Source organism: Planctomicrobium limosum, assembly GCF_051465645.1.
Taxonomy (GTDB): domain Bacteria; phylum Planctomycetota; class Planctomycetia; order Planctomycetales; family Planctomycetaceae; genus Planctomicrobium.
The window spans coordinates 73134-97957 of the sequence record NZ_CP195790.1 but is presented as its reverse complement, the minus strand read 5'-3'; the positions used below and the strand labels follow the sequence as shown (position 1 = coordinate 97957).

Sequence of the window (24824 nt, the reverse complement as noted above, 5' to 3'; positions counted from 1 at the left end):
CCCCTGACGTCACCTGAATTCAGAAGTTGCCAACAGGCAAAACAGACTCCTGTTTCCATTCAGAAAACCCCCGGTCGCTCCCTGGATCGCTTCACTCAAACGTAGACCGAACGTCCGGCGACGATCTCAGCACCAAAACGAGAAAGCCGCTTCCCGACATGGCGTACCATGCTGAGAAGCGGCTTATTTTCAACTGGGCTCTATTCTGGACATCGTACTGAAACCTGCCAGAACCAAGTCGTCACATCACTATCTGGTTTCCAGATTAACGAGTGTGACGTTCTTCTGAATCTCTCGCGCCTGATCTGCATCAACATAGTCGCTGTGGCAGTTGGCCTTCCCGGAGTCGTCTGCACTGACCCCTTTCTTAGTCTTGCTGGCGAGCTTATGGATTTCGTCCGGAGACAAAACGCCTCGCTTGGCAAGAATCTCCTGCTGTTCAGGAGAGAGTGCAGCTGTCTTCTTCGCACGATCCCACTGGTAGTCTTGATCTTTCCCGGATGCAAACTGCACGATCTCTTTGCTGATCCGGACACTGCACCAGTCGTGTCCGCACATCGCACAGAAGTCGGTGTCGACGTCCAGATCTTCGTCGTGGTAAGCACGAGCGAGATCGGGATCGAAGCTGAGTTCGAAGTGCTTTTCCCAGTTCAACGCGGCTCGCGCCTTGGTCAACTCGTCGTCGGCATCGCGTGACCCTGGAATTCCGAGTGCCACGTCCGCAGCATGTGCAGCAATTTTATAAGCAACACACCCCTGCTTCACGTCGTCCTTCTTCGGCAGACCAAGGTGCTCTTTTGGAGTCACATAACAGAGCATGCTCGCTCCGTGGTATCCAGCAGACGTCGCACCAATGCAGCTCGTAATGTGGTCGTACCCTGGGAACATATCTGTCACCAGTGGGCCAAGCACATAGAACGGAGCCCCGTGGCAGATCTGCCGCTGCAACTTCATGTTGTATTCGATCTGGTCGAATGGGACGTGCCCAGGACCTTCGATCATCACCTGCACGCCTTTTCGCCAGGCACGTTCGGTCAGTTCACCGAGAGTGCAGAGTTCTGCCAACTGAGCGCGGTCGGTCGCGTCTGCCAACCCGCCCGGTCGCATCCCGTCTCCGATGGAAAACGTGACGTCGTATTCTCGCATGACGTCGCAGATTTCCTCCCACAACGTGTACATCGGGTTCTCGTCGTCGTGGTCGATCATCCACTTGGCCAGCAACGATCCCCCGCGAGAGACGATTCCGATCAGTCGCTCTTTTACAAACTGCAGATGCGCACGCAGGACGCCAGCATGGATCGTGAAGTAATCGACCCCCTGCTTTGCCTGATAACGCAATGAATCGAGAATGATCTCTGCATTCAGATCATAAAGCTTTCGCCCGATGATCATCGAGTAAATCGGCACTGTTCCAATCGGAACGGTGCTGTTGCGAATAATGGCGTCGCGGCATTCATCAAGGTTCCCTCCGGTGGAGAGATCCATCACCGTGTCGGCTCCCCAGCGAACCGCCCATTCCAGCTTTTCAACTTCTTCCTGAGTCCCTGACGAGATCGGGGACGCCCCCATATTGGCATTGATTTTGGTCTTGGAAGCGCGGCCGATCGCCATTGGATCGAGCTTGTATCCAAGGTGCGTCTTGTTCGCCGGGATCACCATACGACCGGCAGCGATTTCGTCACGCACCTGCTCTGCAGTCAGGTGTGGCTCACGGGCAGAAACCCGACGCATTTCGGCAGTGATCTTCCCGAGTCGTGCAAACTCCAGCTGAGTACTTGGCTCAAAACCGTTGGGGTAACTGACTGAACGAAGAACCCCATTCGATTGAGAGAATGTAATCGTCGAACACTTCCCTGCCCCAACGACATCAGGACTGCCTGATCGATGAGACAACTCCGTAGAAACCCACCCCTCCGGGAGGAAGTCCCAAGCGGTTTTTTCTGAGGGCTGTGGCATGCCCGGGGTGTCTGGAGACGAGAACGTCCAGCGTCCTTCCGCGCCTGGTGCAAGACCGGGCTTCTTTGCGAAGCTGCCGGGAGTCGTTCCTGCGCCGGTCGAAGATGGATTGTTCCCAAGTTCTGGAAGTTCGTAATTCATGATGCAGAAATCCCTTCCGCCGAATCTGTCAATCAGCTTCGAGTGCGGGCATAAAGTGTGCGTTCTATTGTCAAACGCAATCGTACCTATGGAGCGTTTGACCGTCCAGAATGTTTCCGCCTCATTAAAAAAACAGGCAAAAAGGGCAATCTAAGCAATGTGCTCCACCTCCCATAAATGATCGCAAAGACAGGACGTCTGAGACCTCTAGGAAAGATTGAACGAATATTCTAGACTTCCGATCATCGGCATATTTTGCTATTTGAATGGACATCCTGGGGTGATTGCTCTTGCGTTCCCCAGAATGAATGACGTCCGAGTGACAATGAGTTTCACTCGACGTGATTTGGAATCGAAGTTGAGCCGTCAGGGAAGGAAGCCGAAGTGGCTGATCGCCGATACATACCGCGCCCGCGTCATCTCTTCCCAGAGACAGCGGCATTCTTTATCCGGTTGCGACGCGCGGCGCTCTATCTCGGGTTCGGTTCAAGGGCCTTCATCGGGCACATTCCTGCTTGGATCGCGGGAGCCAGTGCAGGTGTCGCTGCGTTTATGCTGGCTGCTTCCCTGTTCTGGCTGCGTGACGAAGTGCAGGCCGCACCGCTCGTTCAAAAACCGGCTCTGCCAGCATTCCAGCCTTCAATCACAACGACGATCCCAGTCACGCAAACACAACCGACGAAAACCATCCCCACTGCACCAGTGATGACTCCTCAAGTCCCACTGACACCGCAGCGGAAGCCAGTTCAATTGTCCATTAAACTGGAACAGACCAACTTTCCATTTCCATTTGACGAACTCCACAACTCTGTCACTTCGTCTTCTGAACTGAAACCACAAATTCCGACGCAGCTCGCAATCCGCGATCTCTGGCGTCTGGCTGGTCAACGTGCCGTCATTACCCAACCGTTCTCCTCATACATCGCGAGTGCAAATGGACTCCCGCTGATCTGGGGAATGCTGGTCGCATCAGAAACTGTCCCACTGCAATTGGCCCCGGATGCCAGTCGCGGAATGGGAATTCTCGTGAAGAAGACAGAAATCAATTCGTGCGTGGTCGGCGAGCCGGTCAGTTATGAAATCTCTCTCGTCAACATGTCAGACAAGCCCATCGAACAGTTGATGGTGCGAGAGAAAATCAGCGACCTGCAGCGAGTCACTCAGGTTCTCCCCTCGGCAAGTGTTTCAGACAATGAACTCGTCTGGACCATGACCTCGTTCGAGCCGGGCTCTGTCAAGACAATGCGAATTACACTGATTCCGGAAGTCGAAGGTCCAATCGTCACGGAAACCCGCGTTCTGCCGGCATCTCGCATCAGCCGCACCGTCAACGTTCGACCACGACCTGTTCAACCAGCTCCAGTCGCTCCGCAACTTGAACCAACCCCGGACCAAGGGGCCCCTGAGTTGAAGCTGACCTACACTTCAATTCCGGCGTTGAAGCAAGGTGATAATCTGTCGATGACGTTCTCGATCTCCAACGTCGGCACAGCTCCAGCAACGGATGTTTGCCTGTACGTGCGACTCTCTGGAGAGTTCGAACATCGATATGGCGAATACGTCCAGCACCGAATCCCTGTTATTGAACCGGGACAGACCCGACGGGCACTGCTGCAGGCAACGGCTCGGGATGCAGGCCATGCCCGACTCTCTGCATCTCTGACGATGAAGAACTGGGAAGTCCTGGGGCGGGAACTTCGAGTCCCGATCACACCGGAATTGACCGCTTCCCGCAGTTCAGGAACCGTTGTGAATCGCACACTACAAGAGAGCGAGTTCCAACCGGTCTCCGGCTCTCGCTAAAAGATCAGGCCGTTGGAGTTCATACGAAAGTTCATGCGAACAGCGCCAATACAAACGATGCCAAACTGAAGGCATCGCATTCGCCCTCGACATGAAAGTCGAGGGCGACGCTAGAGCACCTTGCGAAATAATTTCCACGTTTCCGCCACGCGGCGAGTTGCATTTCATCAATCGAAACGGCCGCTGCGCGGGCACTCGGTAGAGCAAACTGCTCTAATAACCGCTACTTAGCCTCTTTCGAGACTTTAGGAAGTCGCGTTTTCAGATAGTTCGCAGTCTCTACTGCGAGGACATTGTATCCGGCCTGATTTGGGTGGCGATCAGAGTACCATCCCGGCAAATGGCCGAAGAACGCATCAAGCTCGTTGCCTTCTATCACAATAGTCCCATTGCGAATATAGGGTTCAGCCAATGGCAGCAATTCTGCAGGAACTTTATCAACGGCATATCTGCGATAGTTCAAAGAATTGAGCCCCTGTGCAAGCAACGCCTTCTCATAGGCTGGGTAAACGTCGAAAACTTCCAGCCCCTCTTTTGCCGCCACATCTTTGATGATGGAGTTAATCTGATTGCTCTTCTCTTCACCTGAATACGGGATCACCGTCATTGGAATAATCACAGCCTTGGGATAGTCCCGACGGAGTTGTGCAATCAGGTCATGAATATCGGCAGGAAAATTCTTGCCGAAGTCTTCCCGTCGAGCCAGATCGTTAAGCCCGTAGCGGAAGAAGATGTAGTCCGCATGCGGAGTGCTGGACTGAATCTTCTTGTATCTCCCCGAAGAGACCAAACGATGGATTGTCTCGCCACTCAAGCCCGTATTCATGACATGCACTGGCGGAAGAGTTGGATCAGTCGCCAGGAGCTTTTCAATGTAGTGCTCAAAATGAGGTCCGGCAGGATTTAACTGTTTGGGGATGATGGCTTCAGTTGTGCTATCCCCCAACAAAAGGATCTCAACCTTCTTTGCATCCTCTGCATAAACAGACAGGGGGACTAAGAAGATCGCAACAGTGAGCAAGAGCTTCAGTGATCGCATGGAGAACCTGTCAGTATAGAAATAAAGGTGAGGCAAATCTGACTTCGAAATCGACTCCACGCAGAGTGGCAACATCTCGAACCAATTCCGAAACAATGTCTCCAGCTCCCTGGCTCCGCTCAAACAATTCGACAACAGAAGCGAAGCCCACAGGAACAGTGCGTTCGCGATTTCGATACGCACCAGCATAACTCAATACATTCACAACAACCAATATCACGCCAACCAACTGCTTGAAGAGTCAATGAAAAAAGTTCCGTTGCTGCCTGACGTTGATTGTCCAGCAGCAACGGAACTTGTTCGCAGATGTCGATCGAGATCGATCGTCGTAAATTACGGGAGAATAATCTCGCCGCCGATCGTCAATGCACTGATCGTGCGGTCACTGTATTTGATGTTGGCTCCAACATCCCCCACTGTGCCGCCGAGACCATCGCTGACTTCATTGAATCGGATTGACTTGTCCGCCGCTCCAATCCCTCCGAGCCACAACAGGTTATAGCCCACCCGGAAGCTCAACCATTGATTCACTTCAATCCGGGCATAGACATCAAGATCAAAGCTTGGCGCGAAGGTTGTCTTGTTCCGTTGATCCACAGTCAGATCTGGATCATCAACTGTTCCTGGAACAGTTCCGGGCTCGCGCAGGTTCGATGTGCGGACGTCTGCTCTGGCGATGTTCGAACCAAATGCAAGTCGTTCCTGAACTCCTAATGTCAGGAAGCCACGCTGCCACTCCGTTCGCAACCCCAGCTCCACCATGTCGCGAATGTTGCGAACATTTGAGCTGATTCCGTTCGTCTGAGTCGCAATAATTCCGACACCGTCCAAGTAGTTTGAACGGTTATCAAATGCCCCGCCGAACGACAGGCGTTCAGAGTAGTCTTCGTGGCGATACCCGAGAATTGGCTGCAATCGCCAGCCTTCATCTGGATTCTTCCAGTTGAAGACCATGGCAACATCTCCGGCCTTCAATGTATTGGTATATGAGCTGGCAAAACCGGCGTCATAGAGAATCACGGTTGCCCCCGGCAGCCCATCCGTGGTCAACGATGTCGCAAGAAATGTCGAATTGATCGTGCCGTGAGCGCCATTGGTCGACAATGGCGGAATCCTCGGAGTATCGAGCGTCGCGGTCTGGTCTTCATAGCGCCAGAAACGCCCTTCGATCGTAATCAGGTCCGTGACTGGAACACCGAAACTTCCACGAATCCCTTGAGCATTCTTCCAGCGAACACTGTCAGTCGTTGGGACTTGAGCTAAGCCAACGAAGTCGTCAGCAGTATTAAATATTTCGAACTGCTCTGCAGGATCATTCACGACAAAAGGAGTCGATAGCGGATCCAGTGGATCGGCAGGAATATTGATCGGAGTCCCAAGAACCACCGAACTTGAAGTTCTCATGTTCCCGTGCAGGTACTCAATTCGCCCCCATGTGCCGCGCAACATCTGGCGGACATGCAGATCGAGACGAGATGGCTCCTGATAACGAAACCCGCGATCAGCAGGCAAAAGCTCGTCATACAGGCTGGAATCCACCGGCTGGAATTCCTGCCCTGCTCCATATGGGTCATACCCGTATCCGGCACTCTGCGGGGGAGCTCCGTAGCCAGCTGGCATCACACTATTCGCGGAATTCATCGCCGGATAGCCAGCATATTGACCCGCTGGCTGCCAGTCCTGCCCGTAAGCCAATCGTCCAGCCATGACGCTGGCAACGAACAGCCATTTGCAGGGAAACCGTACGTTAATGAACATCCCTTGTCCCCACCGGCGAGGTTTAGTCAATTCTCAGGCAACCAGACGCCGTATCGACGCTGATCCTGATCTTCTTGCGCAGGCAACGGCGATGTCGCGCACGTTGTGCTGTACCGGATTTATCGGCAGTGACGTTGCGGGAGTTTGGAGGAAAAGTCCGAATTCTCCCGGTCCTTCTGAACGTGCCGGATAATCTCCATGTATCAGACAGACGGACCGGCAGGAATTGCCGGTGAGTAGGCAGAGAAACGGTGATCGTGCTCCCGATTCATTTCGTCGAGCAATTCCTGTACGGAACGTTCCCACAACAGAGTCAGTTGCGACGCTGTTTCTCCTTGCGGGAGCACGAGTTTGGGCTCGCCAAAGCGGACCATTGCCCGTCGCGTCGCCCGAGGACTCGGAGCCTGGAGAGCAAACACGTCTTCTTCGTACCGGTCCACGGTTTCTGCCAGACGCTCCACTGTTGGCTTCTGAGAAACGTAATCTCCATGGTAACTCGATAACTGAGTCACAAAGAAAAGGTCCATGAGATCGATTCGCCGTTGCTCCAAAATCGCCTGACGGTCAGCAGTCTTCTGCATGACAGAAAGTTCCGCAGCTCCATCCTTCAGTGAATCAATTTGTCGCACTACCTGCGAACGCAGTGAACGAACCTGGTCCGTGAGATCATGCCCACGCTGCTGAAAGCCGCCTCGCTGACGTACTTGTTCGAGGACAGCGTTGGCCAGAAACCCGAGCCGCGCACTGACGGTTCCGCTACGGACACCTCCGAGATATTCCAGTTCTTTCAGCGACAGGAGCCCATTTCCAAACCGGGAGATCCGCTCCAGCAACGGTCGCTCTGGTGTCGGCCGCCATCCCAGTCGTGCCTCCAGCTTTCCCATCATCTCGATCAGCTGTGAAGTCGGATCCGAGGTGTAGACGCATTTCATGGCACAAGGGATGACGACAATCGGTCGTTTCTTCTGCCTTGCGGCCATGAGTGCGATGCCGGCTGCACCCTCTCGAAAATTCTTGATTCGATCGTTGGCGTGATAGATATCCCCCTCTGGATAGATTGCCAGCGGATGAGAACTGGTTGTCAGCAGGGAAACCGCGTGCCGGATCGCCTGCGAATCGGTCGCCTCCCGATTCACGCTGAAGCAGCCATGCTTTTGCAGTGACCATCTGGCAAGCCGTCCATACATCATGAACACCTGCCACGACGTCATGATCTGTGGATGCCAGCCCCCCCGAAGTCCTGCTTCAATCAAAACATGAGAGTCGTAGTGGAATGAATGATTACTGATCAGAAGGACGCCCTGCCCGGCCTTTAACGCCCTGACAACAGAATCAGCCCCTTTGACATCGATCTCCCGAATTCCTTGTTCCCGTAACTCCCGAAGTCGACGGCGTTGCATCAGACGAATATGCAGCGAACTGAGCAAAGACGGCCACCACTGAGGTGGAATGTCATAGGGTTGGGGGTTCATGGCTGTCCTGACAGCAGCGGAGCCAATTCAGGGATTCTCTGATGCATGCGATTCGCATTCTGGATCATCGAATGATTCGTTCTAAAACACGCACGACTCCATTCTTACAACTTCATTCCGGTACAGTAAACGAAGTCATTCTGATTCAGAAGAGGGATCACGTGCAATCAGACAGCGACAGAGGGACGGCAAAAAGGAATACGGATCAAGGTTTCTTGAACAGTTCCTGTTGACTATGATTATTAGAGATACTTCGAGCTCCTTGCCTGCCCCCAACTTCGTCCCCTTGATGATGTGGTTTTCGAGATGAAACGCAGCCCCTTCTTGACCACAACTCTGATTCTTTCCGCATTGTTGGCGAGTTCGACGTTCGGGGCTTCCCTCGCATTTGCTGAGAGCAAGGAAGAATATTTCGAAAAGAATGTTCGCCCTCTGCTCGCCAAACGCTGCTTTGAATGTCACGGGGAAAAGAAACAGGAATCCGAGATCCGCATGGACCTTCGGGCTCCTGTCATCACAGGCGGCGCCAATGGTCCGCTTGTTCGCCCGGGAAAAGTTGACGAGAGTCGTTTGTGGCAGGTCATGCAACACAATGCATCTGATGTTCAGATGCCGCCCGACTCGAAGATGCCTGCCGAAGAACTGGCGATTATCCGGCACTGGATTGAACAGGGAGCCTTCTGGCCAGAAAGCTCCACGAAAGAAAGTGCAACTGCCGGCCAGCCACGCAATCCCGATGGAACGTATAACTTCGTCGAAGCAGTCAAGCTGCACTGGGCCTATCAGCCGGTCAAACAGCAAACGATTCCGGAACCAAAGCAGGTTGCTGATTGTCGAACGCCGATCGACCGATTTATTGCTGCCAAACAAGAAGAGAAGAATCTCACATTCTCTCCTGTCGCGACCAGAGAAACGTTGATTCGCCGGATCGCTATGGATCTGGTGGGGATTCCTCCGACGTTCGCAGAAGTCCAGAGCTTCGTCAAAGACGAACGGCCGGACGCCCTTGAAAGGCTCGTCGATCATTATCTGGCGAGCCCTGCATACGGAGAACGCTGGGGACGATTCTGGCTTGATATTGCACGTTACGCAGACACCAAAGGATACGTGTTCACCGAGAACCGCTATTACCCTTACTCGTACACCTATCGCGATTACGTCGTTCAGGCTTTCAACGAAGACAAGCCATACAACCAGTTTGTTCTCGAACAACTCGCGGCCGACCGACTTGGCCTCCCGGAGAACGATCTCCGCCTCCGTGCACTCGGCTTTTTAACAGTTGGAAACCGCTTTCTGAATCGCGGGCCTGATATCATCGACGACCGAATCGATGTCGTCACCCGAGGCTTCATGGGGATGACGGTCGCCTGCGCCCGCTGCCATGATCACAAATACGATCCGATTCCAACAGCAGACTATTACTCTCTGTATGGCGTCTTCGACAGCAGCTATGAACCGGAACTCGGGCCGATCATCGGAACGGTTGATGAGTCCGCCCCGGAATACATCAAGTTCAAAGAGGAACTCGATAAACGGGAAAAGGCGATCACCGACTATGTCGCCGATTCGCACCAGAAACTGCGAGTGCAACTGACAGACCGCACTGCTGATCACCTGTTGGGGGCGGCGAAACTCTTTGAGTTGATCTCGAAAGACAATATTCCATACGCCGACAAAGAACCTCGTATCAAGCTGGTGGAACGCTGGAAGAGCTTCATCGCGTCACGCACCGGCGACAAGGTGAACGATCCAGTCTGGACCGCCTGGAAAACTCTAATGGCCGTTCCGGATCAGGAGCTGGCCGAACATGCTGAGGCCAAACTTCAACCGATCCTTGATGATCCGGCCATTCCGACGTCATTGAAAGAGGCTCTGAAAGCCTCCCCGATCAAGTCACATCTGGATGTCGCCAAAGCATATGGCGTGTGTCTGAGCAAGATTGTTGAAGAATGGAAAAAAGGACAGGCGCAGACACCTCCACTGACCGAACTGGCAGACGCTGGCAATGAGATCCTGCGAAAGACGCTTTTCGGAGAGGGATCCGTTTCAGCGGTCGAAGTTGAGAACAAATCATCCACGTTCTTCGAACGGGACAACATTGACCACATTCGCAGCCTGCGAGCCAAGGTGAATGACTGGTACGCCCAATCCCCTGGTGCTCCCGGTCGCGCGATGGTCATGTTCGATAAAGACAAACCTGTGAAGCCTGTCGTCTTCCTGCGTGGAGACTCGAACCGTCGTGGCCCTGCAGTTGAACGCCACTCCCCACGAATTCTCGAACCTGAACAGGAACTTCCGTACAAGGAAGGCAGCGGTCGTCTGGAGCTGGCAAAAGCGATTATTAACGACGCCAATCCACTGACCGCCAGAGTCATTGTGAATCGAATCTGGTCACGGCATTTCGGGGCTGGCTTCGTGGATACAACAAGCGATTTTGGCACACGAGGATCAGAACCAACGCATCCCGAACTGCTCGACTATCTGGCATGGACCTTCGTACATGATGACAACTGGTCCATCAAATCATTGCATCGCCGGATCATGCTTTCTCGAACTTACCTCCAATCCAGCAATGATCGCCCGGAAGCCAGTCAGATTGATGCTTTGAATACGCTGTTGTGGAGACAGAACCGCCAGCGACTTGAGTTCGAAATGATCAGAGACGCGATGCTCGCCATTTCCGGCCAACTCGATTTACAGGTCGGGGGACGCCCGATGCGAATTGAAAGCGACGAGATCGCTCGGCGTCGCACAATCTATGCATTGATCGACAGGAACAATCTCCCAGGTCTGTTCCGGACATTCGATTATCCATCACCTGACGCATCCAGCCCAGGCCGTCCAGTCACGACTGTCCCTCAACAGGCGTTGTTCATGATGAACTCTGGATTTATGCAGGACACAGCGATCAAGCTGGCAGAGAAAGTCCGCAGCAAGAGTTCCGAACCTGCCGGTCAGGCAAGAATCATTCTGGAAGATGTCTTCGCCCGGCCAGCAACCGCGGATGAAGTCGCTCAGATTGCAAAATATCTGGAATCGCATCCACTGGACCATGTCGCTCAAGCCCTGTTGATGACCAACGAATTCATGTTTGTCGATTGATCGTAGCCAGCGGATCAAATGAAGGACTGGCAGGTGTTTCCACAAACATTCTGAAAGACGACACATGATCGCACGCCTCTGGACATGGACGTTTCTGGTTTGTGCAGCACTCCTGTCTGTTGCGACTCCCACTCAGGCACAGATTTCGTTTCCTGCCGCTGATTGGGAACTCGTCACGAAGAATGCTCAGTGGCAGGCTCGCGATTCACAAGGAGAACTGGTTTTCAAAGACCGGCTCTGGATCTTCGGTGGCTGGTTCAATTCGTATGAAGCTCCACCTCGTGACGTCTGGAGTACGGCGAACGGAAAAGACTGGGAACTGGTCGAACCGAAAGCTCCGTGGATTCACAGTGATCTGCCCATGACACTGGTGTTCAAAGACCGTATGTGGCTGATGGGAGGCTGGTACAACGGGCGACTTCCCGGGCACGCTGCCAGCAATGAAGTCTGGTCCTCGACTGATGGAAAAGACTGGAAACAAGCAACCAAACACGCAGGCTGGACTCCACGACTCGCCTCGGCCATCGTCGAGTTCAAAGGGAAGATGTGGATTCTTGGCGGGACTGAAAACTACTACTTCGGAGACTCCAGCAGTCTGAAGAATGATGTCTGGTCTTCAGAAGATGGCACGACTTGGAAACAGGAGACTGCCAACGCAGGTTGGGCTCCCAGAGCGTACCATCAGGCCGCCGTTTTGAATGGCCGCATCTATGTTTTCGGGGGTGGAAACTACGTCCCTGGGTATCAGGCATTCAACGATGTCTGGAGTTCAGATGACGGAGTGAACTGGCGTCAGGAAACAGCGAAGGCACCCTGGCATGAACGTCTCTGGTTCTCCTCAGTTGTGTACCGCGATCACATTTGGATGATTGGTGGCTGGTCCAACAACCCGTCCAAGAACTGGAACGACGTCTGGTATTCACGCGACGGCCGGGAATGGAAACAGCTGAAAACAGAACATGTCTGGAAAGAACGGCACGAACATTCGGCGTTTGTTTTTCAGGATCAGATCTGGATCGCTGGTGGACATGCTCAACCACTCAGCAATGAAGTCTGGACTCTCAAACTTCCACGGTCCGACAACGGCAGCCCAGACAATGCCACGGCGAAGTAATCCGTCTCTGGCACAATCAGCAGCGAGTTGCAGAGCCATGTCTCAGTGAAGCGGTGCATCAGCGTTCGCCGATTCCCATTCTGATCAAAACAAATCCTCTGTGGTTGCTCTGGAATTGTCGAAGGACTCGGCAGACAATAAGGGCGATCAAAGAACGCCTGACATTCTCCGGGAAACACGATGAGTACGCGACCAAAGACGCTGGGAGAACTGAAGCAATCCGGTTACCAATCCACCCCGGTCAAATTGGAAATGCGGCGAAATCTGATCGCCAAACTGCGACAAAAGGAACCGCTCTTCCCCGGAATTTTGGGATACGACGAGACGGTCATCCCGCAGATCATCAATGGGATTCTCGCGCAACACGATATGCTGTTTCTTGGTCTGCGAGGGCAAGGCAAGACTCGCATGCTGCGAATGATGACGCAGTTTCTGGACGACGCGATCCCAGTGGTCGCTGGTTCCGAAATCCATGACGATCCGCTTGCTCCTCTTTCTCGATACGCCCGGGATGTGGTCTCTGTGCGAGGAGACGAAACGCCGATTGACTGGGTTGGGCGAGATGATCGCTACCATGAAAAGCTCGCGACCCCCGATGTCACCATTGCCGACCTGATTGGGGAACTCGACCTCATCAAACACGCGGAAGGTCGCCATCTGAGTGACGAATCAGTCATGCACTTCGGGCTGATCCCACGCAGCCATCGCGGCATTTTCTGTATGAACGAATTGCCGGATCTGGCCCCCAAAATTCAGGTGGGGCTGTTCAACGTTCTGGAAGAACGCGACATCCAGATCCGCGGGTTCACAATTCGTCTCCCGCTCGATCTTTGTCTCGTCTTCTCAGCGAACCCTGAGGATTACACCAACCGTGGTCGCATCGTCACGCCGCTCAAAGACCGCATCGGCACAGTGGTCCGTACCCACTACCCGGAAACCCGCGAACTCGGCATGAAGATTGTCGAGGAACAGGCATGGCTTGATCGCGGGGAGATCAAGGTTGTCGTTCCGCAGTATCTCAAAGAAATTCTGGAAGAGATCAGCCGTCTTGCCAGACAGAGCCCGCATGTGAACCAGGCATCCGGCGTCAGCGTACGAATGTCAATCACCAACATGGAAACACTGGTCTCCAACGCTGAGCGACGGGCCCTGATGCTCGGGCAGACAAGTACAGTTGCCAGAATCAGCGACCTCTATTGGCTCGCAGCCAGCACACGCGGCAAAGTCGAACTCTCATTGTCAGAGGACACCGGAGACGAAGATCTCCTCATTCAGCGGTTAATTGAGGAAGCGACGAAAATCGTATTCGATCAATCCTTCGCCCCCAAACAATTCAGTTCAATTGTTGAATATGTCGATCAGGGCAAGTCACTCGTCCTGAACAGTGACCTCTCTGCAGATGAGTTCCTTCAGGAATTCGCGAAGGTCAAAGGGTTTCCTGAAATTCTGGACACCGTGGCGAAGCAACTCGACCCCGAAATTGCGAGCGGATCCGAGAAAGCCGAATTCAAAGCGGGAGTCGCAGAGTTCATTCTGCACAGTCTTTACGCTCATAACCGGCTGAACCGCAAAGTCTCCTCCGGCCGTACCACCTTCGGACGCTGAAACCGGATTTGCTCAGTCAGGTGTCAGGACCGCACCACATCGCGAAGAAATGCTCCTCTGTCGTGCCAAAATCGTTCACCCACCAGCGAAAGTGGCGTCAGAAACTGGAAAAAGGTTCTAGTTTCAACGATTCGACAAGGTTCATAAAGACTGATGAATTCGAGTTCCATAACGATTGTGTGACACAGATTCGGCACGGCATTCTCTACCGGAAATGTCGTTTGCACTTCCGGGGGTGTTCGCTATCGAGAGCCCTCTGATTTGACTACGATCTGAGCCTGAACTGAACTACTCGCAGAGGTCGTTTTCCACCGGAAATCGGTCGACTGTAAACCTAATAGACATGATTTTCGCGGGAATCAGGCCAGTCTGGTCTCCCTCGCCTCTGCCAGTCAGAGACGAATTCCTGCCGAAAACCAGGCCCTGGACAGGGCACGAGAGGGAATCCCTCTCTGGAGAACATCAATGCCGCTGGAACGCATCAGCCGCACCTGCTTCAACCTGATTCACGGCAAAAACCTCGTTTATAACCAGTGCTGGGAAGACCCGCGTCTGGACCGTGTCGCGTTGGAAATCACTCCGCAAGACACCGTGGTCGTGATTACCTCGGCCGGTTGTAATGCGCTGGACTATGCTCTTGCCGGAGCTGGTCACGTTTACGCCGTCGACATGAACTTCCGCCAGAACGCAGTTCTGGAACTGAAGAAAGCCGGCCTGAAGCATTTGACTCAGCCTCAATTCTTCGAGTTGTTCGGCAAAGGTCGCCTGGCTGAGTGGAAGACACTCTATCCTCAGGTTCTCCGCCCTGCTCTTCCAGAATCCGCACAGCAATTCTGGGATCAGAACGGGAGTTTCTTTTCAGGAAAAGGCCGGCGCAACAGCTATTACTTCCGCGGAACCTCCGGGCTATTCGCCTGGATGGCAAATGCTTACATCAACCGGTTCGCCCGAATCCGTAAGACTGTCAACCAGCTACTGGATTGCAAAACGGTTGAAGAGCAGAAGGAAATCTTCGAGCGAACAAAGCTGAAGGAAAAGCTGTTCCGTCCGATGCTCCGCTGGGCATTGCGTCGCGATACCACGATGTCCATGCTCGGCGTTCCACGCAGCCAGCGAAAGCAGATGGACCGCGAGTATCCAGGTGGTGTTGCGCAGTTCATCATGGACCGCATCGAAACCGTGTTCGCCAAGTTACCGTTGCATGACAACTATTTCTGGCGCGTCTATCTGACCGGTGAATACACCCCGGAATGCTGCCCTGAATATTTGAAGGCAGAGAACTTCGAAGCGTTGAAAAACGGGGTCGCAGATAATGTGACCACACACACTGATTCTGTTCTGGGCTTCCTTGAGAAGCACCCGGAAAAGGTCTCACGCTTTGTGCTGCTCGACCACATGGACTGGCTGTACAGCAACCATAAAGACATTCTTGCCGCGGAATGGCAGGGAATTGTTGATCGTGCCGCGCCGAATGCAAAAGTCATCTGGCGCAGTGCAAGTCTTTCAGTTGATTTCGTCGACCCGATCGAAGTCACCGTGAACGGCAAACGCACGACAATGGGCGAGCTCCTAAAGTACAAAACAGAACTTGCCGCTGAACTTCACCCGATCGATCGCGTGAATACCTACGGCAGCTTCTATATTGCAGATCTGAACGTGCAATAACGTGTGGGACTCTGTTCGCCAGATTGTTCCGCGCGGCGTGATTTCTGACTGGCAGATCAACACCGTTCAATATCGACACGGTTTTCGTGAACTTTTCAGACGGGTGAGTTCAACGTGGGTATAGTTAACGATCTGAAAACGGTCTGGCATCTCGTCGCACGACGGGCCAGCGGCAACACCCATCAGGAACGTCTCGACAGTTTCTACTCCGGTCAGGCGACAGGCTACGATGATTTTCGTCGGCGCATGTTGCACAGCCGTGACGACATGATTCAAAAGATTTCTGTCCCGAAAGACGGAGTCTGGATCGACCTGGGTGCCGGAACCGGTGAGAACGCAGACCGCATCGGTCCACAGATTGCTGACCTGAAGAAGATGTATCTGGTCGACCTGTCCACTTCTCTGCTGGAGCAGTCGCAAGCCAGAATCAAAGCTCGGGGATGGAACAATGTCACCCCGGTTTGTTATGACGCGACCACGTTCATGCCAGAAGAAGGCGCGGCTGACGTCGTAACATTTTCGTACTCGCTGACGATGATCCCGGACTGGTTCCGAGCGATGGATCATGCCTACAAGCTCTTGAAGCCGGGTGGGACGATTGGCGTCGTCGATTTCTTTGTCGCACGAAAATATCCCGGTGAAGGGAACGTCAAACACGGGTGGACAACCAGAACTTTCTGGCCACCATGGTTTGGCAGCGACAACGTCTTCCTGAGCCCTGACCACATTCCGTATCTGCAGAACAAGTTCGAGACCGTCGAACTCAGCGAACGCCGCGGGAAGATTCCTTATCTCCCCTTCGTTCGTGCTCCGCACTATGTCTTCATCGGGCGGAAACCACAGTAGAGTGACGGTCACGTGCCAAAAACGTGACCGCGGCGATCAATGGACCACTCTGCTCCGTTGACGTCCGCACTACTCTGCTGGGAACAGTTTTTCTACAACGCTTGCCATTCGTTTCTGCCCGGCCTGGGTGAGATGAATGGAATCGAGCGTGTACTCTTTCGAGCAGATGAGATGCGCGAGCTCTCGTTTCGGGATCAGAGACACCTTGTATTCTTTGGCCAGCTTTCGCTGAATTTCTCCGTAGCGATTACAGAACGGCGGAAGCGGAAGCTCAAACATCACGGTCTGGCTCGCTTTCTCTGTCACCTGCTTCAACAACTCATTGAGATCCCGTTCAAAATCGCTGACGGAAGTCTTGCCCAGCACATCGTTCCCTCCGAGTTCGATCAGAACAACCGCCCCCTCTGGAATATGGTCTTCCATCGGGGCAGTCAGTTTCTTCAACGCCCCACCGACAGTCTCTCCCATTTGAGACAAGTCGATCACGTTCCATCCCCTGCTCTCTTTCAGCAAGTGAGGCCAGGTAATCGCTTCGTCTTCCCCGACCCCGGCAGAGATGGAATCCCCCAGCACAACGATTGGTGCGTTCACCGACTCGGCTGGCAACTTCGGATACGATCGCCATGTATATTCAGTGACTCCTTCAAACAACCAAAGCACGGCCACGATGACGCACAGCATTCCTTCAAATGACCGTCGCGGGCGCTTCAACGTCGGTTCTTGCGGATGAGTCGGAAGCGGTTGTCCCAGCAGCAGCCACCCAACAGTTACAATCACATTGATGAGATAGCCCCCGTTCGCTTGCGGGGTCGCCGAGAAGAAGACGAAAGCGGCTCCGGCACATGCGAGCAGCCAAACCAATTTTTCGCCGCCCGGCAATTTGAATTGGCGCCAGGCCACTGCGAGAACGAGCAACGCGATTCCAGAAAAGAGGGCGTCTCCACTGATAAAATGGCGAATAATCGATTCCGAAACTGGTGACATCAATGTTCCCTGTACCGTCGAACGGGTTCCCTGACTTTCTGCAGGCCCTTATTGTATGCTGTTTGTTCGTTTTCGAATGGTCGTGAACTGGCAATCTTTCAGAGCAAATTCCCTTACAGAGAGTTTCCCGCTGGAAAATCGCAACGCAATTGCGACCACCTGCTGGCGTTTGCCACCAGATTCGAAACTTCAACATCAAACCTGCGATCCAAGTTTGACAAATGACTGCGATGAGCGAAACACCCTGGTATCGAGACGGGCTTCAATTCGAATGCACCGGGTGCGGCGATTGCTGCACCGGCGCCCCCGGCTTTGTCTGGGTCAACGACGAAGAAATTCTCGCCATCGCGAACTACCTCGACAAACCCATTGGGGAGATTCGCCTGCTTTACACTCGGCCCGCCCGAGGAAAAGTCTCACTGAACGAATACCGGAACGGGGATTGTGTGTTCTTTGATCCGCAGAAACGCGGTTGCACCATCTACCCTGTCCGACCGGTTCAATGCCGCACCTGGCCGTTCTGGACGGGAAATATCGAATCCCCGGAAGCGTGGGAATCGACCTGTCGCGATTGCGCCGGATCAGGACGTGGCGCTCTCGTGCCGCTTGAAGAAATCATTCATCGAGCTTCCCAAACCAGCTAAGCCCGGTTCAAGCCAACATCTTGAGCGGCTTGTCGGCCGCTTCCATTTCATTCCCCTGCTCTGACTTTCTCGCCCATCGCCTCATGGATGGCTCCAGAAACGAAAAATCCCTCCGGGAGAACCAATGGTTCTGCGGAGGGATCGAGGAGAGAGTCTTCATTGAGTTCTGGAAAGAACTCGTATCTCAGCTGGCTCGGGATTGCTCGCCGAACTTATGCAGCATCGATATCTGTAATTTCGGTGATGCGGTTGTGAGGAGCATATGCCACCTCTTCAGCCATCGCGTTCAGACGGAACTGCATGATGTATGCATCTTCTTCCGTGTCGTCGAAGTGCCGACGCAGAACGCAGACCGCCTTGAAATTTTGTTCTTTGAAGAACAACTGGGCGTCGAGGTCCCCTTCTCGGATTTCGATGAGGATCTCGCTGCGTCTCTGCTGAGACAACTTGTCTATCAGCCGCAACACCATCTGGCCGCCAATCCCGTGACGGCGTGCTTCAGGAGCAACCGCAAAATTCAGGATATGCAACCGAGATTTATGCAGCTCATAAATCATGTATCCGACGATGCGATGATTGTGTTCGGCAACCATACCGATGCAATTCCGCTGGCGAAGACAACACAGGAAGTCTTCGTCGTTCCAGGGATTCTTGGCACTGGCCTGCTCAATTCGCAACACTTCCGCCATATCCCGGCGAATGAGCCATCGAATCTGCACATCCAGTCGCTGATTGGAAGATGAACCAGAGTTCACAAGGGCCTCCATGCCGCCTGTTCTTACTTCAATAATATCAATGATTTCGGCGAAGGATGCTTACCATCTCGTTCCGAAGGTGCACCACCTTACCATAGGACTTCGAACAAGGTGAAGCCGGAAATCCCTTAATCTTGGCGGAGACGATTGAAAACGCCGTTTTCTGCCGTTAACCGTTTCGCGACTCCATGTTTGGTGACCGATTTGGTAATTCAGGGAAGCCACAAAAAGTCGCTAAACTTGATCCCGAAGTCGCGGTAGTCTCCATCGCCGATTGAACCAGAACTGGAGCAACACAAAGATCACTCGATCAATATGCTGCGAGGCTTCCACAGACTTCATTTCTCAGTCGATTGACTGTTCCGCGAAGGTGCTCTGGCTGAAACAAACTGACTGGATACTCGCGGCTTTTCAGGATCTGATTCGCCCGTAATTCGACAAACGCTTCTTCCAGCTTCTGCCTCGTCTCTTCAATCTGATCGGCAGCCAACTCTCCCAGTCGCTTTTGAACCTGCTTCAACCGCAAATGCCGTTGTCGGTTGGCAAGCTTTAAGCCCCGGCGTTCACTTCTAGAATGCCCTGCGTTTCGTTGAGATCGGGCTTCTTCCCAGATTGCATTCTGCTCTGCTTTCAGAGCGGCAACTTCCGGTCCTGCGTCACCGGTGGGACCTTCAAACTGCAACCTCCGCAGTTGCGTCGACAACTTTGCAATCGTCTCATTCGACACTGGAAACGCATTCAACGGCAGTCGCACTGTCGCTGTGAGAGTGAGAAAGACCGGTGCCTGGATTCCATAGAAGGTCGAGAACAGCCGATTGGTGATCTCGTCGTAACGGGCACCGCCGATTCCGTGAACAAACAAATCCGCCAGACAAAGCCGTGTGAACAGTGTCGTCGTCAGCGCTCGCGTCCGCAGTCGCCCACGGTTTTGTAATTCCTGCAGCGCTGAAAGATCATTCGAATCACCTGGCAGCCGAGCAACTTCGCGTGCTCCGGCGAACAAGGCGATCTCATTCCCCTGGCGCTCTGCAAACAGGCGTTGGCGATCAACTTCACCGGCTTCCCAATACCAGAATGGAAGTTCGAAACGGCTCTCCATCTGCTCCAGATCAGGAACCGGATGTCGATGATTGCGAATCTTGTAGGTTCTGCGGTACCAGTGCACCGCCTCGTTATAAGACTGAAAGAACTCTTCGTGCCTTTGAATGAGTGATTGAGCGAACAATAAAAACGGCTCTGTCTGACACATCAGACTGACAGGCAACTCCAGATTCGCAATTCCCCAGTGATGCTCATGCTCCACTCTGGCGGCTGTCAGCAAAAACGCAATCTGATCGGTTTTCTGACTCGCTTCAATCGCGGCCGGCCAGCAATTTGTCAGGCTCGGAGTGATTCCCCAAGGCTTCATCGCCTCAGCAACACGTTCAGGAAACGAAGCAAACAGTTCTGCATTCTGAAGTCGACGTTCTTCCCACGGCTGAGTCGGAGAATCGGCGTCATACTCCACCGATTCGAACCGGGGTTCAGTGCGTGTTCCTGCCGGGACGCGAATCGAGGGTGGACCCGCCAAATCGTTATCAACGATCAGATTTAAACCTGTACTTCCGACGCATCTGGCCAGATGAGAGACGGCGACATTCTTCATCCACACGCCGGCATGATTCAGCGATGGCTGGTGTCCTGTGACATAAAGCGGACCATCTCCAATTCCTGGCGCCTGTCCCAGAGTCTCGTACATCCAATGGTGCGCAGCCGTCAGACAGACAGTTCGAGTCCAGTCACGAAACTCGGCGAGAGATTTTCCTCCCAGCGTCAGAGTTGCAGACCGCAGGAGATCCGAATTCTGCAGCGCCACTGCCCGGCCTTGACCAATAGGGGGCTGGCTAAGAATTCCTCCGTCTTCAGATGGCGCACGATACCGTGTTCCAACAGCAACTGGCCCCGGCGTCAACGTGTGCTGAATGCTGGAGAAACTCATCACACCAGGCCAATCAATTCAATAATGTTGAGGGGGGAAACGACTTGTGAATTCGGTTCAGGAAGACAACTTGCCCCCTGAGATTCGGCCTCTGTGCCGACCGCCCCCCATTGTCCAGCCTGGGGTTTGAAACCTTAATGGCCTCTCTCAGCCACTGACTCGCAGCAATCTGCCTTCTCTTTCAAATAGAAAGCGGGTCCTGCAATGGCGAGAAAAACGGCGTCAAAGATCGCGACATTGAACCTGTTGGTCCCCCATCTCACGTTTCAGGACTTCACGATAATAACTTAAACGCTTCTGAGCATCATCCAATGCCCCGCCGAAAGACCGCTTTTCGTCGAGATAGACCAGCGGAACAGGAAATTCCTTAATCCGCATCCGGTGGCGAACGGCCTGTACCCAGAACTGCAGCGGCATTGCATACCCGAGTTCGGTGACGTCAAACAGTGGCAATGATGCGACCCGATAGGCTTTGAATCCGCAAAACGAATCAGTCAGCTCCAATCCCAGGCATTCGTTCAGCTGTCTGGTGATTTCCATGTTGATACCGCGTCGGTCCTCTGGCGGAACCGAATTTGAATCGTACGTCTTTAAATAACGGCTTCCAGAGACAATGTCCCACGGGTTCGCAGGATCTTCAAACACTTCTGCCGCCAGCGCAGGGATCAACTGCGGTTCGTGCTGACCATCACAATCGATGGTGACCAGAACGTCGAATTTGTGATCAATCGCATACTGAAACGCGGTTCGCAGCCCTGCTCCGTACCCCAGATTTTGTTCGTGCCGAATGACTTCAATACCGGGAATCTGCCGGAGAATTTGAGGGGTCTGATCTTTCGAACCATCGTCAACGACCAAAACATCGGTGCTGTAACGCTGAACTTCCGGCAACACCTCAAGGAGATGGGATTCTTCGTTATATACAGGCAGCGCGGTCAGAATTCGTGGAGCCATCAGAGTCCCTGATTTGAATTAAGTCCCTGCCTCACCGGAACGCAAAACGGGGGGTAGGGCCAATCAGCCCCTAACCAGACAAACCTGATTTTAGACTCAAATCAACCTCAGAACAGCAAATCCCGCGATAAACAAGAGAAACAGAGGTCACATAACCCGATAAACAAAGGATTGTTACGGCTAGGAAGCAACAAGCGACAGAGCTGTCTGGACACTGCGAAATCGAACGGTGACTTGGCCTTCACTGAAATCAGGAGTTCCACACGACTATGGTAACTCTTCGATCACAATCTCTTTAAATGAGATCAGAGCTTTCCCGCCCCCGTGCACCTGCAGTGCAATCAGCCCGTCTTGAGCAATCCCCGGTTCCTGTTCGGTGAAATCAATCATCTCAACGCCGTTCAACCAGATTCGCACCCGCGCCCCTTCTGCCCGAATCCGGTAATCGTTCCAATCATTGGGCTTCAACACCTTCTGGACGAGTTTGCTCTCAGGTTGAATCAAGAACTTGTTGCGTCGGCTTTCATCATAGAGCGCGCCGTCATAGCCCTGACCAATATCAGCCTGATAACCAATCATTTCGTGATGATTTGGAATTCGCTCGCTGCGAAACTGTACGCCTCCATTCACAAATCCTTCCGTTCCCTGAAGCTTGTACTTCACACGGAGATCGAAATTCCTGAAGCGTATCTTCGTTGCAAGAAATTCGTTGCGTGGAACTTTTGTTTCCAGAGAACCACCGACGATCACACCGTCTTCGATTCTCCAAGTTTTGGCGATCTCCCCTTCCCATCCAGCGAATGACTTCCCGTCAAACAATGGACGTTCGGCCGCAAAAACAGCAGAACCAAACACCAGAAGACACGTCGCCGCAACGATCAACCGACTCACCATAGTATGCCTCTGTTTCGTGATCAGCCTGTGAATACAAACACCTGAAGACGGTTCTATGACTTCGTATCGCAGGCGACATCCACGCCTGACACAATGAATTCTGGATCGACTCCATAATTATCGAAACGCAATGAATAGTGGTCATTGAACCAGCTTGCGATCTGTGGAACAGCACCAGCATCAAACTCAGGCGAACAATGCAAGATTCGCCCGGAATGCTGCCGGACCAACTCGCCGTCGTCCAGAATCACCTCGCCAGCACTGACCAGATAGCGAGGCAATTCAAACATGGCCTGAATATCTGGCTGAGGCTGATACAGAGTGACATCTCCATCGGCCCCGACGCCGAGATGCCCTTTCTTCTTTAACCCCAGAATTCGTGCCGGTGCCGCACGCGTGATGATCGCAATTTCGCTCAGGGTGTACTCTCGTTTGATGTCCTGTAATGTGCTGCGATTTTTCAATTCCGGCGGCAATGTCTGCAGAACCTCATCACGCCGATTTCGATCCATGAGCAAAGCGATAATCTGTGGGTAAGCAAGAAACGCTGCCCCATTCGGATGATCCGTACTCATCGCAATCCGCCAGGGATCAGGCATCAGGAGATACCACTCCAGGCCCACGACCCACTGCAACGCATGTACGAGAGATTTGCGTTTATAGACAATCGGAACAATTCCACATCCCGATTCCATCTCTGTATCACTGCTGAACCACTTCCCTCCCATGGTCCGATGCAGGTAATACCCGAGAGCACTGTCTCCTGTCATCGCTGTTGCCGGACCAAACAAAACCTGACCGACATCGACCGTCAGGTTTTGATGACTGGTGACATACTCAACAAGCTCCGGAACCCGGGAGCAGAATGTCGACTGGTCGTCAGCGTCGCCACCATAACTATGGAACTGAATATGGGCGAGATGCGCGCGTGATCCGTCCAGTGCCTGCATTGTCTCTAGCGTTGTCGACGCATTCCCCGGCACGCCAAGATTGGTGCAATGCAAATGAATCGAATGCGGGAGCCCCAGTTCATCCACAGTTCTGGCGATCTCACGCAGAATACTTCGCGGAGTCACATTAAAGCCCGGAATTGAATCATCAATCGACCGCACCGCTCCGGCCGATTGTTTCCAAACTTCGACGCCGCCGGGGTTCACAATCTTCACGCCATACGCTTTGGCTGCATTGACGATCCAGCCAATGAAATGCCGAGCCTGCTCAGCATTCCCTTTGGAGAGTTGATTCAGCAGATACTGGTTGTTCCCCAGCATCACAAAGAAGCCTTTGTCGAGAATCGGTGTGTCTGCAAATTCGTCATGAACATGCAACGCAGACAATGGCGGGACCGCCGCATCGAAGGCCGTTGTGTACCCCAGCCCGGCATAGAGATACCCGGTCGCAAATGTACTTGGAACAAGTCCTCCCGTTCCCGACCTGAACTCACCTGACACCTTAAACCGCTTCCCCTTCTCCCCCGGCGACATTTTCCGAGCCGCATTCACTTTTGAACCAGCAATGTGGCAGTGAATATCAACTCCCCCCGGCATGACCACCAGTCCGGTCGCATCAATCACACGATCCGCCCGAATCGAGTCACCGCGTGCAGATAGTCCAGGTGACGCAATAACAGTCCCGTCCTGAATCCAGAGATCCCGCACTTCGCCATCAACCCCATTGGCAGGGTCATAGATGCAGCCATTTGAAATTTTCAGAAGCGGCATAGGAATACAGATGGATCTACAGTTTGGGGCGTGCGAGTAGCTCAATCAGATCGACTCTGATTTCGTATCCGGCAAGCATAACAGAACTCAAATCCGCCGCTCTACAGAAGTTCAGCAGTGATCGCGCCACCGACGAAGAGGATCACGCCATGAGAGCAACTTCCCGAAACAGGGTGGCATTCTGACTCGCGGGATGCCGCTTTTCTCCTCGCGGGCAGGCGTTGCTCTCTTTTTCGCGGGACGGCCGCTGCGTTGCCACATAAGAAACCGAACCGGTTCAAGGAACGATATCTCCCGTCGCTCAAGTTCTGAGTTTAGGCGAAGGCCACATTGATCATTAACGAATGCTTCTCGTGCGATGTTCCGTGTTTCTCCCCGTCCGATCGTTCAGCC

17 protein-coding genes are annotated in these 24824 nt (G+C 53.3%); 7 read left to right on the top strand and 10 right to left on the bottom strand.

From position 1 onward, the window contains the following. Positions 1-249: 249 nt before the first annotated feature. Positions 250-2097, bottom strand: coding sequence for a phosphomethylpyrimidine synthase ThiC (gene thiC / locus SH527x_RS00350; RefSeq protein ID WP_437192669.1), 1848 nt, complete (start codon positions 2095-2097; stop codon positions 250-252). Positions 2098-2481: 384 nt separating this feature from the next. Here thiC and SH527x_RS00345 point away from each other — a divergent pair, with 384 nt between their 5' ends. After that, entirely contained in the window at positions 2482-3900 is a 1419-nt protein-coding gene (locus SH527x_RS00345) for a hypothetical protein (protein ID WP_437192668.1), read from the top strand. Between the two features lie 223 nt (positions 3901-4123). Here SH527x_RS00345 and SH527x_RS00340 read toward each other — a convergent pair whose 3' ends face one another. The 3 genes from SH527x_RS00340 to SH527x_RS00330 all read right to left on the bottom strand — a co-directional run bounded on the left by SH527x_RS00340 (position 4124) and on the right by SH527x_RS00330 (position 8169). After that, positions 4124-4939, bottom strand: coding sequence for an SGNH/GDSL hydrolase family protein (locus SH527x_RS00340; RefSeq protein ID WP_437192667.1), 816 nt, complete (start codon positions 4937-4939; stop codon positions 4124-4126). 333 nt (positions 4940-5272) lie between these two features. Then, positions 5273-6697 (bottom strand): BBP7 family outer membrane beta-barrel protein, encoded by a 1425-nt coding sequence (locus SH527x_RS00335; protein WP_437192666.1) that lies wholly within the window; start codon positions 6695-6697, stop codon positions 5273-5275. 203 nt (positions 6698-6900) lie between these two features. Then, positions 6901-8169 carry a 1-acyl-sn-glycerol-3-phosphate acyltransferase gene (locus tag SH527x_RS00330; protein ID WP_437192665.1) on the bottom strand — a complete coding sequence of 423 codons (1269 nt, stop codon included), beginning with the start codon at positions 8167-8169 and terminating at the stop codon, positions 6901-6903. Positions 8170-8475: 306 nt separating this feature from the next. Here SH527x_RS00330 and SH527x_RS00325 point away from each other — a divergent pair, with 306 nt between their 5' ends. The 5 genes from SH527x_RS00325 to SH527x_RS00305 all read left to right on the top strand — a co-directional run bounded on the left by SH527x_RS00325 (position 8476) and on the right by SH527x_RS00305 (position 16501). Continuing rightward, entirely contained in the window at positions 8476-11271 is a 2796-nt protein-coding gene (locus tag SH527x_RS00325) for a PSD1 and planctomycete cytochrome C domain-containing protein (RefSeq protein WP_437192664.1), read from the top strand. A gap of 64 nt (positions 11272-11335) precedes the next feature. Next, positions 11336-12385, top strand: a complete 1050-nt coding sequence (locus SH527x_RS00320; RefSeq protein WP_437192663.1) for a Kelch repeat-containing protein — start codon at positions 11336-11338, stop codon at positions 12383-12385. Positions 12386-12565: 180 nt separating this feature from the next. Next, positions 12566-13990 carry an AAA family ATPase gene (locus SH527x_RS00315; RefSeq protein ID WP_437192662.1) on the top strand — a complete coding sequence of 475 codons (1425 nt, stop codon included), beginning with the start codon at positions 12566-12568 and terminating at the stop codon, positions 13988-13990. Positions 13991-14455: 465 nt separating this feature from the next. Next, positions 14456-15655: a DUF3419 family protein gene (locus tag SH527x_RS00310; RefSeq protein WP_437192661.1), complete on the top strand. Its 1200-nt coding sequence runs from the start codon at positions 14456-14458 to the stop codon at positions 15653-15655. Positions 15656-15769: 114 nt separating this feature from the next. Beyond that, a complete protein-coding gene (locus SH527x_RS00305) occupies positions 15770-16501 on the top strand; it encodes a class I SAM-dependent methyltransferase (protein ID WP_437192660.1) in 732 nt (243 codons plus the stop codon). 69 nt (positions 16502-16570) lie between these two features. Here SH527x_RS00305 and SH527x_RS00300 read toward each other — a convergent pair whose 3' ends face one another. Beyond that, positions 16571-17485: an SGNH/GDSL hydrolase family protein gene (locus SH527x_RS00300; protein WP_437192659.1), complete on the bottom strand. Its 915-nt coding sequence runs from the start codon at positions 17483-17485 to the stop codon at positions 16571-16573. Between the two features lie 230 nt (positions 17486-17715). Here SH527x_RS00300 and SH527x_RS00295 point away from each other — a divergent pair, with 230 nt between their 5' ends. Then, complete coding sequence (locus SH527x_RS00295) at positions 17716-18129, top strand: YkgJ family cysteine cluster protein (RefSeq protein WP_437192658.1); 414 nt, start codon at positions 17716-17718, stop codon at positions 18127-18129. Positions 18130-18341: 212 nt separating this feature from the next. Here the strand turns inward: SH527x_RS00295 and rimI are convergent, their stop codons facing one another. From rimI to SH527x_RS00270, 5 genes are all read right to left on the bottom strand, one after another. Next, a complete protein-coding gene (gene rimI / locus SH527x_RS00290; protein WP_437192657.1) occupies positions 18342-18884 on the bottom strand; it encodes a ribosomal protein S18-alanine N-acetyltransferase in 543 nt (180 codons plus the stop codon). 310 nt (positions 18885-19194) lie between these two features. Continuing rightward, complete coding sequence (locus SH527x_RS00285) at positions 19195-20862, bottom strand: hypothetical protein (RefSeq protein WP_437192656.1); 1668 nt, start codon at positions 20860-20862, stop codon at positions 19195-19197. Between the two features lie 222 nt (positions 20863-21084). Further along, a complete protein-coding gene (locus SH527x_RS00280) occupies positions 21085-21816 on the bottom strand; it encodes a glycosyltransferase family 2 protein (protein ID WP_437192655.1) in 732 nt (243 codons plus the stop codon). A gap of 267 nt (positions 21817-22083) precedes the next feature. Then, complete coding sequence (locus tag SH527x_RS00275) at positions 22084-22710, bottom strand: 3-keto-disaccharide hydrolase (protein ID WP_437192654.1); 627 nt, start codon at positions 22708-22710, stop codon at positions 22084-22086. Between the two features lie 53 nt (positions 22711-22763). Then, positions 22764-24431 (bottom strand): formylmethanofuran dehydrogenase subunit A, encoded by a 1668-nt coding sequence (locus SH527x_RS00270; protein WP_437192653.1) that lies wholly within the window; start codon positions 24429-24431, stop codon positions 22764-22766. Positions 24432-24824: the final 393 nt, after the last annotated feature.